Below are 18,326 nucleotides of genomic sequence, written 5' to 3'. Positions count from 1 at the left end.
TTTTTATTTGTCTTTATTTACATAATTTAAATAAATTGAAGGGGTGTACGATGAAAATTTCAAAGAAGAAATTAATGACGGGAATTGCTAGCTTTATGCTTATTTTAATGTTAGTATTCCCAATCTTAGGTGCAGAAACAACTGAAGCAGCTAAACCAGCTATGTATGCAACTTTCTGGTCTTTAGTTCCTCCAATTATTGCTATTGTTCTTGCACTTATTACAAAAGAAGTTTACAGTTCATTATTTATAGGTATTGTTTTTGGCGGTATTTTTTATGCTGCAGGTAGTTTTGAAGGAACTGTAACTCATGTATTAAATGATGGTATTATTGCTGTTCTTTCAGACAGTTACAATGTAGGTATTTTAATTTTCCTTGTTGTTCTTGGAGGAATGGTTGCCTTAATGAATAAAGCAGGCGGTTCTGCTGCTTTTGGTAACTGGGCAAGTAAAAAAATAAAAACACGTGCAGGTGCTCAACTAGCAACGATTTTATTAGGTGTATTAATTTTTATAGATGATTATTTTAATTGTTTGACTGTTGGTAGCGTTATGAGACCAATAACAGATAAACATAAAGTATCAAGAGCAAAGCTTGCTTATCTTATAGATGCTACGGCAGCTCCTGTTTGTATTATTGCTCCTATATCTTCATGGGCTGCTGCTGTGACTGGATTTGTTCCGGGGGAAGATGGGTTTTCTGTATTTATTCAGGCAATTCCTTTTAACTTTTATGCATTTTTGACAATTACAATGATGATTTCTTTGGTTTTACTCAAATTTGATTATGGTCCTATGAAAAAACATGAGGAAAATGCATCAAAAGGAGATTTGCATTCTATTTTAAATTCGGGGTTTGTTGAAGAAGAATATAGTGATGTAAATGAAAATGGTAAAGTAATTGATTTAATTATTCCTATAATTTCTCTTATAATATGTTGTATTATTGGAATGGTTTATACTGGCGGTTTGTTTTCCGGAGCAGGATTTATAGAAGCCTTTTCAAACAGTGATGCATCTGTGGGATTATCTATAGGTAGTATATTTGCTTTGTTTATAACTGTTATTTTATATGTTGCAAGAAAAGTTTTGAAATTCAATGAATGTATGGATTGTATTCCAGAAGGGTTTAAAGCTATGGTTCCTGCTATTTTGATTTTGACTTTTGCTTGGACATTGAAAGCTATGACAGATAGTTTGGGAGCTGCTGAATTTGTTGGAGGTATGATGCAAAATAACGCAGCTTCTTTAATGAACTTTTTGCCGGCAATCATATTTTTGGTTGGATGTTTTTTATCTTTTGCAACGGGTACATCTTGGGGAACGTTTGGTATACTTATTCCTATAGTAGTTTCTGTATTTGCTAATTCAAATCCTCAACTTATGATTATATCAATTTCGGCTTGTATGGCCGGTGCTGTATGTGGAGACCATTGTTCTCCTATTTCCGATACGACAATTATGTCTTCAGCTGGTGCCAGATGTGATCATGTCAATCATGTATCGACTCAGCTTCCTTATGCTATGACTGTAGCAGCCGTATCTTTTGTAACATACATTATTGCAGGTTTTGTTCAAACAGCATGGGTATCACTTCCTATTGGTATAGTACTAATGGTAGCTGTTTTATATGCTATAAAGAATATAACTAAAAATAAATAATAAAAATATTTCAAATACAAAAAAAAGCATCATTTAATGATGCTTTTTTTTATTTAAAAATAATTATATGTTTGAAATATATATAAGCTTATATGATATTTCAGATAGTAAGATAGGGTAGGTGATAGTATACATATATTAATATTTAACGAATAGTAAGTTTTAATGCAATAAAAATTTTACAAAATATAAAGTTATATATCTTTTAAAATGACTAAAAAGTAAGGAGGTTTTTGCATTATTTTTATATATAACAAATATTTTATATAAAAATAATGTTACAAACAATATATAAAAATGTAATAACTATATTTATGGTTGTGTTTGTATGTAATATATGTACAATATATAGTATATAGTTATTTTTTTATGTGAAATTTGTGTGTATTATGTAACTTTTAATTGAAAAAAAATGGAAATAATGATATATTTATTGTAGATTATTGTCTAAAGAGGATTAAGCTTTAAAGGGGGTACGACCGTGACAAAAATAAGAAAAAATTTAGGAACTTTTATTTTAACAATTTTATGTTTATTAATGGTTTTTAGTTTTCAAAATTTCAGTGTTGTAAATGCTGCTTCGGGATTAGAAGACGAAAACCAAACAAAACTTGATCAGGCTACAGGTGTAGATACTGATGGGGATGTTTATAATGTTGAAGACGATGATAGCGGTAAAGTTGAAAGTAACGGGATTTCAACTTTTAGTGCAAAAAGTACATCTGTAAAAATTGTAAATTTTAGAACAAAAGGTAACGCCGTAACTAACTATACTGAAGTTGGAACGGGTGTTTCAGGTTATACTAATGGTGCTTATGGAGCTGATGCTGCATATCTTGGAACAAGCAACGGTAAAGTTAAATTTATGCTTTCAGGTGTTGTTGGCTGGGTAGATGAAGACGATGTACAAGTTATTAATTTTTCAAGTGCAAAATCATCAAGTTGTTATAAAGTATCAGGTGGAAGATTAATTCACTACATTACATGTGACATGACCACACCTGGACATGCTACATCTTTGGATAATGGTGCTGCACCATCATATTTAAAGAGCGGAACAACTTATTATAGTTATGATGGACATTATTTCTATACAAGTTATAGTACTATGCTTACTGATTATACTAAGGGTGTTCGTACAAATTCTGTAAATAAAAGTAATCCATACTATAATTACTTCCAATACCTTCCTTTAAGAAGTGAAACATCATACAGTTCAAGTTCATTAAATTCATTGTTAAATGCAAAAATAAGTGATTATACTTCATCTTCTTCAAAGATGAAAAGTACAGCAAGTACATTTTTAAAATATCAAAATACATATGGTGTAAATGCATTGTTGGCTATCGGAGTAGCCGGAAATGAAAGTGCATGGGGTACAAGTTCGATTTGTAAAAATAAAAATAACTTATTTGGTTTAAATGCTGTGGATAGTTCTCCTGGAACAAGTGCTAGTACATATGCAAGTATTGATGAATGTATAAAACAGTTTACTGAATCTTATATGTCAAAAGGTTATCTTAATCCAAATGATTGGAGAATGAAAGGTGGATTTTTAGGTAATAAAGGAAGCGGTATTAACGTGAGCTATGCTTCTGACCCATATTGGGGTGAAAAAGCTGCAAATATGGCATATACTCTTGATAAAAACGGCGGAAGAAAAGATGAAGGAAAATATACTATTGGTATAAAAGATACTATCAATACAAATCATAATAGTGTTAATGTAAGAAACAGTGCAAGCACATCAGGTAAAGTATTATATAATACTGATACATATTCAAATTATGCTGTTTTAATTTTAAATTCAAAAGCTACAAATTCATTCTACAAAATTCAAAGTGAACCTGCCTTAAATTCTGGTAGAACAGCTATAAGCAGTAACGGTAAATATGATTTTGACAGTATGTATGCTTATATTTCTTCTGATTATGTAACTATTGTTAATAAAGGAAGTGATGTAGCGGTAAGCAAATCATTATCTTCTATTTCAATTTCAACTGCTCCAAAGAAAACAACATATACAGCAGGGGAAACATTTGATTCAACGGGAATGGTTGTTAAAGCAAAATTTAGTGATGGAACTACAAGTGATGTTACAAAAAGTGTAAAATATTCAACATCTTCATTAAAAACAGGAACAACAAGTGTAACAATTAGCTATACATATAACGGGGTTACAAAAAATGTTACTCAAAAAATAACAGTAAAAGACCCTGTAACTGTAAGTAAAGTTGCTATTAATCCAACAACTATTGATTTAGAGCAAGGAAGTAGTAAAACTTTTGGTGTTTCTGTAACAGGAACTGGAAGTCCTGCTCAAACAGTAAAATGGAGTATAAGCGGACAAAAAAGCTCTGATACAAAAATAAGTTCTACAGGTTTATTAAAAATTGCTTCAGATGAAACTGCTAAAACAATAACAGTTAAAGCCGTTTCAACTGTTGATACAACAAAGAATGCAACTGCAACAGTTAATGTTGTTGTGAAAGAAGATAATGATAATACTGATGTTACTAATCCAGATAAAGATGATAATACATCTCAAGGCGGTAATGACTCAGGTTCATCTGTGACTGATCCTGACAATGGAGATCAATCAGGTGATGGCGGAGATGTTACAAAACCTGAAGAAGGTGATAATCAAGGAAATACAGACGGTTCATCTAATAATGGTAATGAAGATAATAAAGTTGAAGTTATAGAACAACAACTTGAAGATAAAAATACAGGTATATTTGTTAATGGTGTTTTACCTACAGATACAAAATTATTAGTTGAAGAAATTAACGAACAAGATAGTCATTATGATCAATTAACTGCAGGAGTAGAAAATAATACAATTTTAGGTGTATATGATATTTCTTTAAGTAATGAATTAGAAGAAGGACAAAGTGTTTCACTTGGTTTTAATGTAGATGAAAAATACAATAATGAAGAGGTTGTAGTACTTCATTTTGCTGAAGTTGATGGCGTAGTATTTACAGAAACATTTAAAGCTAAAGTAGAAGATGGTCAAGTAAAAATAGATGTTGATGGATTCTCTCCTTATGTTATTGCATTAAACGATGCAAATAATAATAACAATAGTACGTCTACAACAGATGATCCAAAAGATGATGCTAACAATACAAACGATAACGATAATAAGGGTGATAATGCTATAACAAATAATAATGATAATAACGGTTCATCAGGTGATAAAAGTAATGTAGAAGTAGGTAAATCAGAAGATTCTGCTATAGCTTCACAAAGTCAAAGTAGTGATAATAATGCTCAAAGCAGAAGTGTTGAAACAGTTAATACAGCTGATGAAAATAATATAGCTTTATGGACTTCATTATTTGTTCTTTCATCTATTGCTTCTGTAACAATAAGTTTTGTATTAATTAAGAAGAATAAATTAAACTAATAAGAAATAAGTGAAAAAAATAAAAAGAACAAGTTGGATTAATCCTTCTTGTTCTTTTTTATATTGCAATATAAATTGTTTGAATATTGCAAATAATCTGAAATTATGGTAAAATAAAATAACTATTTTTATATAGTAATAAAAATTTAAAGGGGTACTTATTATGAAGAAAAAATTTGTAGTATTACTTGCTTTGATTTTAATTGCGGGCATGACTTTAACAGGTTGTGGAAGCAAGGAATCAGAAGTAAAAAATGATGAAAATACTTTTGTTGTAGGTTTTGATGCAGAATTTCCACCTTATGGATATAAAGATTCTGATGGAAATTATGTAGGTTTTGACTTGGATTTGGCACAAGAAGTTTGTGATAGAAATGGTTGGACACTTGTAAAACAACCTGTTGATTGGGATTCAAAAGATATGGAAATTGATTCTGGAACAATAGATTGTATTTGGAATGGTTTTACAATGAATGGTCGTGAAGATGATTATACTTGGACTGAACCTTATATAGATAATAAACAAGTAGTTGTTGTTTCAAAAAGCTCAGGAATTACTGATTTTGCTGGACTAAAAGGTAAAACAGTTGAAACACAAAAAGATTCTTCAGCTTTAGCAGCATTACAAGGAGATCAAAAAGATTTAGCAGCAACTTTTGCAACACTTACAGAAGTTGCAGACTATAATTCTGCTTTTATGGATTTAGAAGCAGGTGCTTGTGACGCAATAGCAATGGATATTGGCGTAGCAAATTATCAAATTAACTCAAGAGGAAAAGCATCTGAATTTATTATTTTAGATGAAATTATTTCTTCTGAACAATACGCAGTTGGATTTAAAAAAGGCAATACAGAACTTAGAGATAAAGTTCAAGCAACATTAGATGAAATGGCAAAAGATGGTACAGTAAATAAAATAGCAGAAAAATATGCTGATTTCGGTGTACCTGGTTCACTTTGTATCGGTAAATAACATAGATTAAAATTATTAGGAGTATGACTGTATGGATTTAGGAACAATGTTTAGTGAATTAAGCAGTGGGATGATAACCTCTATTGAGATATTTGTCCTAACTTTGATTTTTTCTCTTCCTTTGGGGTTAATTATAGCTTTTGGACGAATGTCAAAAATAACACCAATTAGATGGTTATTTAAAATATACATATCAATAATGAGAGGAACACCTTTAATGCTTCAATTAATGGTTGTATTTTGGGGACCTTATTATATATTTGGTATGCAGATTTCCAGCAGTTATAGAATGGTTGCGGTACTAATAGGTTTTGCGATAAATTACGCCGCATATTTTGCGGAAATTTATAGAGGGGGTATAGAATCTATGCCTGACGGACAGTATGAAGCTGCTAAACTTCTAGGATATAATAAAGTTCAAACTTTCTTTATTATTATTTTCCCTCAGGTAATAAAAAGAATTCTTCCTGCAACAACGAATGAAGTTATTACTCTTGTAAAAGATACTTCATTATCATTTGTAATAGCAATACCGGAAATGTTTACCGTTGCAAAACAAATTGCAGCAGCTCAATCTTCAGTTGCAGCATTTATAGCAGCAGGAATTTTCTATTATATATTTAACTTTGTTGTTGCTTTTGTAATGGAATTTATTGAAAATAAATTAAGCTATTATAGATAAGGAGAAATATCATGAGTTTACTTGAAATTAAAAATTTAAAGAAGAGTTTTAATGGCGTTGAAGTTTTAAAAGATATTTCTCTAAGTGTTGATAAAGGAGAAGTTCTTTGTATAATCGGACCTTCGGGTTCAGGTAAGTCTACATTGCTTAGATGTGCCACAAATCTTGAAAAAGAAGACAGCGGTACAATTTCATATGATGGGACATTTGGACTTGTATTTCAAAGTTTTAATTTATTCCCTCATCATTCAGTTATGAAAAACATAACAAACGCACCTATTAAAGTACAAAAAAGAAATAAACAAGAAGTTTATAAAGAAGCAAGAGAGCTTTTAAAGAAGATGGGGCTTGAGGATAAAGAAAATGCATATCCTTGTGAACTATCCGGTGGACAGCAACAAAGAGTTTCAATTGCAAGAGCTCTTGCAATGAACCCTGACATATTATTCTTTGATGAACCTACTTCTGCACTTGATCCTGAACTTACAGGAGAAATACTTAAGGTAATAAAAGACCTTGCAAGTGAACATATGACAATGGTCATTGTAACTCACGAAATGGATTTTGCAAGGAAAGTTGCTGATTACATAATATTTATGGATAATGGTTATATTGAAGAACAGGGGACTCCTGAAGAAGTCTTTAGCTCAGAAAATAAAAGAATGAAAGCTTTTCTTGGTAAGTTGAAAGCTGAATAATTTAAAGAGGTGGTAAAACACCTCTTTTTTTGTTGACAAGTAAAATATATGAGTATAGTATAAAAATGCAAAGATAAAAACACAGCTCGGTTGGTAGTCCGGGCATAACTATAGTTATAAGTAACCTGCCTCCTTGGTTGTCCGTTCTTTGTGTAATAAACAAAAGGAGGGATTTCTTTGGATGAAGTAAGGGTAAAACTTACGGTATATTTTGAAAGTCCGTTTTATGTGGGAGTAGTGGAAAGACGTTTTAATAAGACTTTTGAAATTTGTAAAACTACATTTGGAAAAGAGCCTACTGATAATGAAATTTATGAATTTTATAATTTTCATTATTCTAAATTAAAATTTTATCAGGCTCAAAATTTTGAAAGTAATATAAAACAAGTGACTAATCCTAAAAGAATTAAAAGGATGATTAGCAAAGAAATGAATAAAAGAGGTATTTCCACAAAATCACAAGAGCTTCTAAAGAAACAATATGAATCAAGAAAAACTAATGTAAAGAAAAATATGAAGTTGGAAGCAAGACAAAAACAAAAGGAACTTTTCTCTATGAAACAAAGAAAGAAGAAAGAAAAACACAGGGGTAAATAACCTGTGTTTTTTATTTTACATTTTACCTTTAATAATGTAAAATATATATGTTAAATTGAGGATTAATTAATGAGGTAAATATGAAGAAAAAGGATATAATTGAACTTAACATAACAGAAAATGTATCTATGGAAAAATCCATGGGATATTATGAAGATAAAAAGGTTCTTGTAAAAGGAGGACTTGCCGGACAGGTTGCGGAAGTATTCATAAAGAAAGTAAGAAAAAACAGAGCCGAAGGAAATATTAACAGAATAATTAAGAAGGCTGATTATGAAATTGAGCCTATGTGCGAAAAGTTTGGAATATGCGGAGGATGTTCTTTCCAAAATATTTCTTATGAAAAGCAACTTGAATTAAAAGAAAATTATGTAAGGGGACTTTTTGATAAGGCAGGTATAGAATACGAAGAGTTTCTTCCTATTATTGCATCTCCAAAAGAGACAGAATACAGAAATAAAATGGAGTTTTCTTTTGGGGATATGGAAAAGGATGGACCGTTGTGTCTTGGAATGCATGAAAAAGGAAAACATCATAATATAGTTTCAACAGAAAATTGTCTTATTGTTGATGAAGATTATAGAAAAATATTATTTAATACTTTAAATTATTTCACTCAAAAAAATATAAAACATTACAATAAATTTTCTAAAGAAGGAACTTTAAGACATTTAGTAATAAGAAAAGCATCATATACTGGAGAAATACTTGTAAATTTAGTTACTACATCACAGGATAAAATCGATACAAATGAATATAAAGATATTCTTTTAAACTTGGATTTAAAGGGAGAGATTGTAGGAATAATGCATACTATAAACGATTCTTTTTCAGATGCTGTTTTAGCTGATGAAATAAATATTGTTTATGGCAGAGATTATATAATGGAAAAATGCTTGGGGCTTGATTTTAAAATTTCTGCATTTTCATTCTTCCAAACAAATACTCTTGGCAGCGAAAAATTATATAGTGTTGTAAAAGACTTTATCGGTGAAGATAAAAGCGATGTAATACTTGACCTTTACTGCGGTACAGGTACAATAACTCAAATTTTAAGCGATAAAGGAAAAGAGGTTTACGGTATTGAAATTGTTGCTGAGGCGATTGAAGCAGCAAAGGTAAATGCAAAATTAAACGGAATAGATAACTGTAAATTTATATGTGGTGATGTTTTGGAAGAAGTTGATAAAATTGATGTAGAATCAGACCTTATCATTCTTGACCCACCACGTGCGGGAATTCATCCAAAGGCAATAGACAAAATAATCTCTTTTAAACCTAAGAAGTTTGTTTATGTAAGCTGTAAAGCAACTTCTCTAATTAGGGATTTACCTTTCTTTATTGAAGCAGGGTATGAAGTTAAGAAGGTTAGAGCTGTTGATATGTTCCCTCAGACAGGGCACGTCGAGACAATAGTGTTGCTACAAAGAGAAACCTTGTAGAAATCCTTAGATTTAGGCACTTTTCCCGCCATGTGGTGTTTGACGCAGAGGGTGATAAATTCCGCAATAAGCGTATTGAGGACTATATCACGGTTTCGGTAGTTATTGATATGGAGTGTGGGAACACAAAAAACTAAATAGTTGACTGAAAAGGACATCGTGCAAGCGGTGTCCTTTTCTTTTAGGCGAAACCGCAGATTTTGAAACAGTCTGCGGCTTTTTTACGCCCTCATGTTACGCAGTAAGGGCAGAAAAAGCCTTGATATAAGCGGCTTTGCGGGCGCGTTTCTCACGCGGTAAGGGCTTTATCCCTAAACCCTCAAAATCGCTGTTCTACTGCGTAACAAATCCACAGCAAAGGAGTGATGAAGCTATGGCAGTTTTCCGCGTGGAGAAAAGCAGGGGCTACACCGTAATGAGCAACCACCACCTACGCAACAAGGAGCTTTCCTTAAAGGCAAAGGGGCTTTTGTCGCAGATGTTGTCCTTGCCGGAAGATTGGGATTACACCCTTGCGGGGCTGTCCCATATCAACCGGGAAAGTATCGACGCGATCCGCACCGCCGTATGGGAGCTTGAAAAAGCCGGATATATCACAAGGCGGCAGGGGCGCGATGAAAAGGGCAAAATGGCGGCAATCGAGTACACCATTTACGAGCAGCCGCAGCCCCCGTCATTGGAAAACCCGATATTGGAAAATCCAACAACGGATAAGCCGGTATTGGAAAATCCGACAACGGATAACCCGACGTCGGATAATCCAACGCAAATAAATAAAGAAGAACAAAGAACTGACTTACCCAAAAAAGAAAAATCAAATACGGATTTATCAAATACCCATTCCATTCCTATCCTTTTCCCTAACCCCTCTCCTTTGGGGGACGACGCGGCAGAGCCGCAGGAACGGAAGCGAAAGGAAGCGACAGCACAGAGCGCATTTGAGATTTACGAGGAAATCATCAAGGACAATATCGAGTACGACATTCTCAAACAAAATATGCCCTACGACTATGACAGGTTAGATGAAATCGTCGATCTCATGCTGGAAACGGTCTGCACCCGGAGAAAGACAATCCGTATTGCCGGGGACGACTACCCGGCGGAGCTTGTCAAGGCAAAGTTTATGAAGCTGGACAGCGAGCATATCCGTTTTGTCCTTGACTGTATGCGGGAGAATACAACCAAAATCCGCAACATCAAGCAGTATTTACGGGCGGTGCTGTTCAATGCCCCGTCCACTATCGGCAACTATTACACTTCCCTTGTCGCTCACGATATGGCGAGCGGCGCACTTACGCCGAGAAAGCCGAAGTTTGGCGACCCGGACTATTACTCATGCAACGAGGGCGAAAGCCTGTAAATCCAAAGGAGGACGCTTTATGAAACAGGGAGCTTTGATTTTTGATGAAACCGCCGACCGTTACGACATTCGCTTTGATCTTGCCGACTACTACGGCGGCTTGCATTGCGGCGAGTGCATGGAGGTGTTCGCGGGCGGCAAATGGAAACCGACCCGCATTGAGTACGGGGAGAATTGGTATCTTGTGGGTATCCGCGCCGAGGACTTAAACGGTCTGCGGGTACGGATTTAAGCGGGGCGACGTGAAGAACGGACGCCCTGTTTTTATGCCGCAAAGCGGCGTACCACCCTAAAAATCATCGAAAGGAGGACGGTAAATGCAAGATGAAGTAAACGAGAAAGTTGTTGCCCTATCCATTAAGACCTCAAAGCTGACCGCCGAAGTGCTGCAAAAAGCCATGAAAGCGGTTTTAGCCAAAGGCAAGCAGCAGCTTTCCAAAGCCCCGCATGGGAAAATCTCTATGCGGCAGCTTATGAAACCGGGCGAAAAGGTAACGAATATTGAGATCACCGACGCGAATATCAAAGCCTTTGACGCTATCGCAAAGAAAAACGGGCTTGATTATAACGTCAAGCGGATAGAGAACGGCAAGCCGCCGACCTACCTTGTTTCCTTTCGGGGCAAGGATATTGACGTGATGACCGAAGCATTTAGGGAGTTTTCCGCAAAGAAGCTCTCACGGGAGCAAAAGCCCTCTATCCTCAAAGCGTTAGCGTCCTTTAAGGAAGCGGCAAAGCAGCTCAACGCAAACCGCCAAAAGACAAAACACAAGGACAGGGGGATTGAGCTATGAAGCCGGAAATCAAGAAACTACTTATCCTCAACGCCCCGTATCTGCTCTTTGTGTATCTCTTTGATAAAGTCGGACAGGCGGTACGCCTTGCCCCCGGCGCGGATATGAGCGCAAAGCTCCTGTCTATCGGGGACGGTTTTTCTGCCGCTTTTTCAAAAGCCTTTCCGAGTGTTCACCCCGCCGACCTGTTGATCGGGCTTGCGGGCGCGGTAATCGTCCGGCTTGCCGTCTACATCAAGGGCAAGAACGCGAAGAAATACCGCAAAGGCATTGAATACGGCTCTGCACGTTGGGGCAAAGCCGAAGATATAAAGCCCTACATCGACCCGGTTTTTCAAAACAATGTGCTGCTCACGCAGACGGAACGGCTGACGATGAACAGCCGCCCGAAACAGCCGAAGTACGCAAGGAATAAAAATATCCTTGTGATCGGCGGCTCCGGCTCCGGCAAGACAAGATTTTTTGTGAAGCCGAACTTAATGCAAATGCACAGCAGCTATGTTGTTACCGACCCGAAAGGCACCGTCTTAATCGAGTGCGGAAAGCTCTTGCAGCGCGGCGGGTACAAGATAAAAGTGCTGAATACGATAAACTTCAAGAAATCCATGCGATATAACCCCTTTGTGTATATCCGCAGCGAGAAAGACATTTTGAAGCTGGTAAATACCATTATCGCCAACACCAAAGGCGACGGGGAAAAATCCGGCGAGGATTTTTGGGTGAAATCGGAACGGCTCTTTTACTGCGCTCTGATTGGCTATATCTACTATGAAGCCCCGGAAGCGGAAAAGAACTTTACGACGCTGCTTGAAATGATAAACGCCAGCGAAGCCCGCGAGGACGACCCGGAGTTTCAAAGCCCGGTTGACCTCATGTTTGAACGGCTGGAAGAAAAAGACCCGGAACATTTCGCTGTCCGGCAGTATAAGAAATTCCTGCTTTCGGCGGGTAAAACACGTTCCTCAATCCTCATTTCCTGCGGGGCGCGGCTTGCCCCCTTTGACATACGGGAACTGCGGGAACTCATGGAAACCGACGAAATGGAGCTTGACACGCTGGGCGACCGCAAAACGGCGTTGTTCGTTATCATTTCCGACACCGACGACACCTTTAATTTTGTCGTATCAATCCTTTACACGCAGCTTTTCAATCTCCTTTGCGACAAGGCAGATGATGTGTACGGCGGGCGGCTGCCCGTCCATGTGCGCTGTCTGTTAGACGAGTTTGCGAACATCGGACAAATCCCGAAGTTTGAAAAGCTGATCGCCACCATACGAAGCCGGGAAATCTCCGCTTCTATCATTCTGCAAAGTCAATCGCAGTTAAAGGCAATTTACAAAGATAACGCCGATACCATAGTCGGCAACTGCGATACCACGCTTTTCCTCGGCGGCAAGGAGAAAACGACCATCAAAGAAATATCGGAAATCTTGGGGAAAGAAACGATTGACAGCTTCAATACCTCGGAAACACGCGGACGGGAGCTGTCCCACGGGCTGAACTTCCAAAAGCTCAGCAAGGAGCTTATGACGCAGGACGAAATCGCCGTCATGGACGGCGGCAAATGTATCTTGCAGCTACGGGGTGTGCGCCCGTTCTTTTCCGACAAGTACGATATAACGCAGCACCCGAACTACAAATACCTCTCCGACTATGACAAGAAAAACGCCTTTGATATGGAAAAGCACTTGCGACGCCGCCCCGCAATCGTCAAGCCGGACGAAGTATTTGACTACTACGCCATAGACGCCGCCGACCTGTAAGGCGGCGCAGAAAGGAGGTTTTTATCAGACGCAAAAATCCCTGTCCCTATTGGGGACGCGCCCCTACCTGTAAACAGCATATCTCTTTCCCCATGCGGTAGCCGAAAAGACTACCGCTATTCTTTTACCCGAAATCCAACACAAACATATTTTTACCGCCGCAAAACGCGGCAGAAAGTGAGGTTATATGGAATTTTTTAATCAGGCAGTTACCGTTTTGCAGACCCTTGTTATCGCGCTCGGTGCCGGACTTGGTATCTGGGGCGTAATCAACTTGCTTGAGGGCTACGGAAATGATAATCCGGGCGCAAAAAGCCAGGGCATGAAGCAGCTCATGGCGGGCGGCGGTGTCGCCCTCGTCGGTATGCTGTTGGTTCCGCTTCTCTCCGGGCTTTTCTCATAAGCTGCGGAGGTAGCCTATGCAGAGCATACTTGACGCGATTAACGAATGGATAAAAGGTATTCTGATCGGAGCCATCAACGGTAATCTGTCAACTATGTTCGGGGACGTAAACGAGAAAGTAGGCACAATCGCAACGCAGGTAGGGCAAACCCCGCAAGGCTGGAACGCGAATATCTTTTCCATGATACAGACGCTATCGGAAAACGTCGTCGTACCGATTGCGGGGCTTGTCATTACCTATGTCCTATGCTATGAGCTAATCAGCATGGTAGTGGAAAAAAACAATATGCACGACGTTGACACCTTTATGTTTTTCAAATGGTTTTTCAAAGCGTTTGTGGCGGTATTCCTCGTAACGCACACCTTTGATATAACAATGGCGGTGTTCGACGTGGCGCAGCACGTTGTTTCCGGCGCGGCGGGGGTGATCGGCGGCGAAACTTCCATTGACGCCGCCGAAGCCCTCGCGTCCATGCAGGACGGGCTGGAAGCTATGGAAATCCCCGAATTGCTCCTGCTCGTTATGGAAACAAGCCTTGTCAGCCTATGTATGAAAATCATGTCGGTGCTGATAACGGTTATCCTCTACGGCAGAATGATAGAAATATACCTGTATTGCTCTGTTTCGCCTATCCCATTCGCAACTATGACAAACCGGGAATGGGGGCAGATCGGGAACAACTACCTAAAAGGGCTGTTTGCCCTCGGTTTTCAAGGTTTCCTCATTATGATATGCGTCGGCATTTACGCCGTCCTTGTCAATGAAATGGTGGTAGCTGATAATCTGCACAGCGCGATATTTTCCCTTGCAGCCTATACGGTAATCCTCTGTTTCTCCCTGTTCAAATCCGGCGCACTTGCAAAATCCATATTCAACGCCCATTAAGGAGGTGGCGCGTGAAAAAATATAAAATCATTTATGCTGACCCGCCGTGGCGATATGAAAGAAGTAAAGTACAGGGGGCGGCAGAAAAGCATTATCCTACAATGCAGCTTGACGAGTTGTGCGCCTTACCCGTTTCAGAGCTTGCGGATCAAGACTGTATTTTGTTTTTATGGGCTACATTTCCGCAACTAAACGAAGCGTTGGAGCTTATCAAGGCATGGGGGTTTACTTATAAAAGCGTGGCTTTCGTCTGGTTGAAGCTCAACCGAAAATCCCGGACGTGGTTTTATGGCTTGGGCTTTTGGACGCGGGGAAATGCGGAAATCTGTCTGCTTGCAACGAAAGGGCACCCGAAACGGAAATCCGCAGCAGTACATCAATTTATTATCAGCCCCATAGAACAGCATAGTAAGAAGCCGGACGAAGCGCGGGAAAAGATTATCGCCCTTATGGGAGATCTCCCGCGTATTGAACTGTTTGCGCGGCAGCGTACCCCCGGTTGGGACGTATGGGGGAATGAAGTAGAACACATCGATATTTTTTCGTGAAAGGGGGTATTCGCTTGGCGTATGTTACCGTACCCAAAGACCTATCCAAAATCAAAACCAAAGTAGCATTTAACCTTACGAAACGGCAGATCGTTTGTCTGGGGGCGGCTCTCCTTGTGGGATTGCCGCTTTTCTTTTTGCTCAAAGGCAGCGCGGGGACGACCCTTGCGGCTATGGCAATGATTGTCGTTATGCTGCCCTGTTTTCTCTTTGCCATGTATGAACGACACGGGCAGCCCCTTGAAGTTGTGGTAAAGAACATCATTCAGACAAAGTTTACCCGTCCAAAGGAACGCCCTTATCAGACGGAAAACTTCTATGCCGTTTTGGAACGGCAGCGAAAACTTGAAAAGGAGGTATCGGCTATTGTCAAAGGCACAGGCGCAAAAGGCGCGGGAAGCCGCCGCAGGAACAAAGCGTAAATTATCCCGCGCCGAACAGAAACAGATTACCGCCCTTATAAGACAGGCAAAGGGCGACGGGAAAGCGCATACCGCGCAGCAGACCATTCCCTACTTGCAGATGTACCCGGACGGGATTTGCAGGATTACGGAAAAGAAATACAGCAAAAGCGTTGTGTTTGAGGATATTAACTATCAGCTTGCACAGGCGGACGACAAGACCGCTATCTTTGAAAATTGGTGCGACTTTCTGAATTACTTTGACGCTTCCGTTTCGGTGCAGCTCTCTTTCATCAATCAAGGGACGCAGCGCGGCGAAGCGGAAAAGGCTATCGACATTCCGGCGCAGGACGACGCTTTCAATTCCATTCGCGCCGAGTATTCGGATATGCTCAAAAACCAGCTTTCCAAAGGGAATAACGGGCTTGTGAAGCACAAATACATCACCTTTTCCATTGAAGCGGACAGCTTGGCGGCGGCAAAAGCCCGCCTTGCCCGTATCGAAACGGACGTACTCAACAATTTTAAGGTGCTGGGCGTAGCTGCCCGCCCCATGACGGGCTATGACCGCTTGAAAGTGCTGCATGGGGTGTTCCACCCGGAGGGTGAGCCGTTTTCCTTTGACTGGGCTTGGCTTGCCCCGTCGGGGCTTTCTACCAAAGACTTTATTGCCCCGCCGTCGTTCCGTTTCGGAGAGGGGCGCACGTTCCGTATGGGGCGCAAGATCGGCGCGGTGTCATTCTTACAGATACTTGCGCCGGAGCTGAACGACCGCATTTTGTCGGACATTCTCGACCTTGAAACGGGCGTGATCGTCAATCTCCATATCCGCAGTATCGACCAGAGCGAAGCCATTAAGACGATTAAGCGGAAAATCACAGACCTTGACAAAATGAAAATCGAGGAACAGAAGAAAGCCGTCCGTTCCGGCTATGACATGGATATTATTCCGTCCGACCTTGCCACCTTTGGCAGCGAAGCGAAAAATCTCTTGCAGGATTTACAGAGCCGGAATGAGCGAATGTTTCTCCTTACGTTCCTTGTGGCAAACATGGCAGACACAAAGCGGAAACTGGAAAATGACGTGTTCGCGGCGGCGGGTATCGCGCAGAAATACAACTGCGCTTTGACCCGCCTTGACTACCAGCAGGAAGCGGGCTTGCTGTCGTGCGTCCCTATCGGGGAAAACCTCGTCCCTATTCAAAGGGGCTTGACGACAAGCAGCACCGCGATTTTCATTCCCTTTATCACGCAGGAGCTTTTCCAGACCGGGGAAGCCCTTTACTACGGGCTGAACGCTTTAAGCAACAACATGATACTCTGCGACCGCAAGCAGCTTAAAAACCCGAACGGGCTGATTTTGGGAACGCCGGGAAGCGGTAAATCCTTTGCGGCAAAGCGGGAAATGACAAACGCTTTCCTCATTACGGACGACGACATTATCATCTGCGACCCGGAAGCGGAGTATTTCTCCCTTGTGCAGCGTTTGGGCGGACAGGTAATCCGGCTTTCCCCGACGGGCAAGGGCATTGACGGGAAGCCGCAGTACGTCAACCCTATGGATATTAACCTCAATTACAGCGAGGACGACAGCCCCCTTGCGCTGAAATCCGACTTTATCCTTTCCCTCTGCGAGCTGGTGATCGGCGGCAAGGAGGGCTTGCAGCCCGTGGATAAGACGGTCATTGACCGGGCTGTTCGGAACGTGTACCGCCCGTACCTTGCCGACCCCGACCCGGCGAAAATGCCTGTCTTGGGCGACCTCTACAACGAGCTTTTGCAGCAGCCGGAGCCGGAAGCGGCGCGGATTGCGGCGGCGTTGGAGCTGTATGTTTCCGGCTCTCTGAATGTCTTTAACCACCGTACCAACGTGGAGCTTTCAAACCGCCTTGTCTGCTTTGATATTAAGCAGCTTGGGAAGCAGCTCAAAAAGTTAGGTATGCTCATTGTGCAAGACCAGGTATGGAACCGCGTAACGGTCAACCGCGCAGAGAAAAAGGCGACGCGCTACTACATGGACGAGTTTCACTTGCTCTTGAAAGAGGAACAGACGGCAGCCTATTCCGTCGAGATTTGGAAAAGATTTAGGAAATGGGGCGGCATACCGACCGCTATCACGCAGAACGTCAAGGATTTGCTTGCTTCCCGCGAGGTGGAGAACATCTTTGAAAACAGCGATTTTGTCCTAATGCTCAATCAGGCGCAGGGCGACCGGGCTATCCTTGCAAAGCAGCTCAACATTTCCCCTCAGCAGATGAAGTACGTTACCCACACCGAAGCGGGCGAGGGGCTTATTTTCTACGGCAACGTGGTACTGCCCTTTATCGACCGTTTCCCGAAAGATACCGAGCTTTACCGCGTAATGACGACGAAGCCGGAGGAAGTGGGCGACGCATGAAAACGGACGTAATCATCAACAGGGACGCCCTCTGCGCCCTGCGGGAGCTGCCCGATGAAAGCGTCCATTGTTGCGTTACCAGCCCGCCCTATTATGCCCTGCGGGACTACGGGCTTGACGCGCAGATCGGGCGCGAGGACACGCCGGAGCAGTACATTGATCGGCTTGTCGCCGTATTCCATGAGCTGAAACGTGTATTGCGCCCGGACGGCACCTTTTGGCTGAATATCGCAGACACCTACTGCGGCACAGGCAGCAAAGGCGGCTACACCGACCCGAAAAATCCAAAGGGCAGGAACGGGCAGAGC

The 18,326-nt window shown here is 40.5% G+C and carries 17 protein-coding genes; all 17 read left to right on the top strand.

Annotated features, from left to right (window positions below; genetic code table 11):
• Nucleotides 1-50 precede the first annotated feature (50 nt).
• The gene (locus tag M6G78_RS07615) at nt 51-1,661 is read left to right on the top strand and encodes a Na+/H+ antiporter NhaC family protein (protein ID WP_253230057.1); all 1,611 of its coding nucleotides are present in this window, start codon (nt 51-53) and stop codon (nt 1,659-1,661) included.
• Nucleotides 1,662-2,142: 481 nt separating this feature from the next.
• Nucleotides 2,143-5,073, top strand: a complete 2,931-nt coding sequence (locus M6G78_RS07610) for a glucosaminidase domain-containing protein (protein WP_253230056.1) — start codon at nt 2,143-2,145, stop codon at nt 5,071-5,073.
• A 163-nt stretch (nt 5,074-5,236) separates the two neighbouring features.
• Nucleotides 5,237-6,046, top strand: a complete 810-nt coding sequence (locus M6G78_RS07605; RefSeq protein WP_253230055.1) for an amino acid ABC transporter substrate-binding protein — start codon at nt 5,237-5,239, stop codon at nt 6,044-6,046.
• Nucleotides 6,047-6,077: 31 nt separating this feature from the next.
• The gene (locus M6G78_RS07600) at nt 6,078-6,728 is read left to right on the top strand and encodes an amino acid ABC transporter permease (RefSeq protein WP_253230054.1); all 651 of its coding nucleotides are present in this window, start codon (nt 6,078-6,080) and stop codon (nt 6,726-6,728) included.
• 11 nt (nt 6,729-6,739) lie between these two features.
• Nucleotides 6,740-7,426, top strand: coding sequence for an amino acid ABC transporter ATP-binding protein (locus M6G78_RS07595; protein ID WP_138269189.1), 687 nt, complete (start codon nt 6,740-6,742; stop codon nt 7,424-7,426).
• A gap of 177 nt (nt 7,427-7,603) precedes the next feature.
• Nucleotides 7,604-8,023, top strand: coding sequence for a YjdF family protein (locus M6G78_RS07590; RefSeq protein ID WP_253230053.1), 420 nt, complete (start codon nt 7,604-7,606; stop codon nt 8,021-8,023).
• A gap of 80 nt (nt 8,024-8,103) precedes the next feature.
• Nucleotides 8,104-9,465, top strand: coding sequence for a 23S rRNA (uracil(1939)-C(5))-methyltransferase RlmD (gene rlmD / locus M6G78_RS07585; protein ID WP_253230052.1), 1,362 nt, complete (start codon nt 8,104-8,106; stop codon nt 9,463-9,465).
• Between the two features lie 373 nt (nt 9,466-9,838).
• Complete coding sequence (locus tag M6G78_RS07580) at nt 9,839-10,825, top strand: DUF6017 domain-containing protein (RefSeq protein WP_253230051.1); 987 nt, start codon at nt 9,839-9,841, stop codon at nt 10,823-10,825.
• A gap of 19 nt (nt 10,826-10,844) precedes the next feature.
• The gene (locus M6G78_RS07575; RefSeq protein WP_253230050.1) at nt 10,845-11,057 is read left to right on the top strand and encodes a DUF5348 domain-containing protein; all 213 of its coding nucleotides are present in this window, start codon (nt 10,845-10,847) and stop codon (nt 11,055-11,057) included.
• 85 nt (nt 11,058-11,142) lie between these two features.
• Complete coding sequence (locus tag M6G78_RS07570) at nt 11,143-11,619, top strand: PcfB family protein (RefSeq protein ID WP_204882918.1); 477 nt, start codon at nt 11,143-11,145, stop codon at nt 11,617-11,619.
• Complete coding sequence (locus tag M6G78_RS07565) at nt 11,616-13,382, top strand: VirD4-like conjugal transfer protein, CD1115 family (protein WP_253230049.1); 1,767 nt, start codon at nt 11,616-11,618, stop codon at nt 13,380-13,382. Before M6G78_RS07570 ends, M6G78_RS07565 begins: the two co-directional genes overlap by 4 nt.
• A 187-nt stretch (nt 13,383-13,569) precedes the next feature.
• Entirely contained in the window at nt 13,570-13,785 is a 216-nt protein-coding gene (locus M6G78_RS07560) for a Maff2 family mobile element protein (protein WP_009270787.1), read from the top strand.
• Between the two features lie 16 nt (nt 13,786-13,801).
• Nucleotides 13,802-14,671, top strand: coding sequence for a VirB6/TrbL-like conjugal transfer protein, CD1112 family (locus tag M6G78_RS07555; RefSeq protein WP_009270786.1), 870 nt, complete (start codon nt 13,802-13,804; stop codon nt 14,669-14,671).
• An 11-nt stretch (nt 14,672-14,682) separates the two neighbouring features.
• Nucleotides 14,683-15,219 carry an MT-A70 family methyltransferase gene (locus M6G78_RS07550; RefSeq protein WP_253230048.1) on the top strand — a complete coding sequence of 179 codons (537 nt, stop codon included), beginning with the start codon at nt 14,683-14,685 and terminating at the stop codon, nt 15,217-15,219.
• A 14-nt stretch (nt 15,220-15,233) separates the two neighbouring features.
• A complete protein-coding gene (locus tag M6G78_RS07545) occupies nt 15,234-15,641 on the top strand; it encodes a PrgI family protein (protein WP_177940446.1) in 408 nt (135 codons plus the stop codon).
• Nucleotides 15,538-18,018: a VirB4-like conjugal transfer ATPase, CD1110 family gene (locus M6G78_RS07540; protein WP_371922833.1), complete on the top strand. Its 2,481-nt coding sequence runs from the start codon at nt 15,538-15,540 to the stop codon at nt 18,016-18,018. The genes M6G78_RS07545 and M6G78_RS07540 overlap by 104 nt, the downstream gene beginning before the upstream one ends.
• The coding region (locus M6G78_RS07535; RefSeq protein WP_253230046.1) for a DNA methyltransferase at nt 18,015-18,326 on the top strand (312 nt) is incomplete at its 3' end. The genes M6G78_RS07540 and M6G78_RS07535, both read left to right, overlap by 4 nt.

It is taken from the genome of Anaerofustis sp. NSJ-163, from assembly GCF_024135845.1.
Taxonomy (GTDB): Bacteria; Bacillota; Clostridia; order Eubacteriales; family Anaerofustaceae; genus Anaerofustis; species Anaerofustis butyriciformans.
Note: the sequence above shows the minus strand (reverse complement) of the source record. Positions and strands in the feature narration are given on the sequence as shown.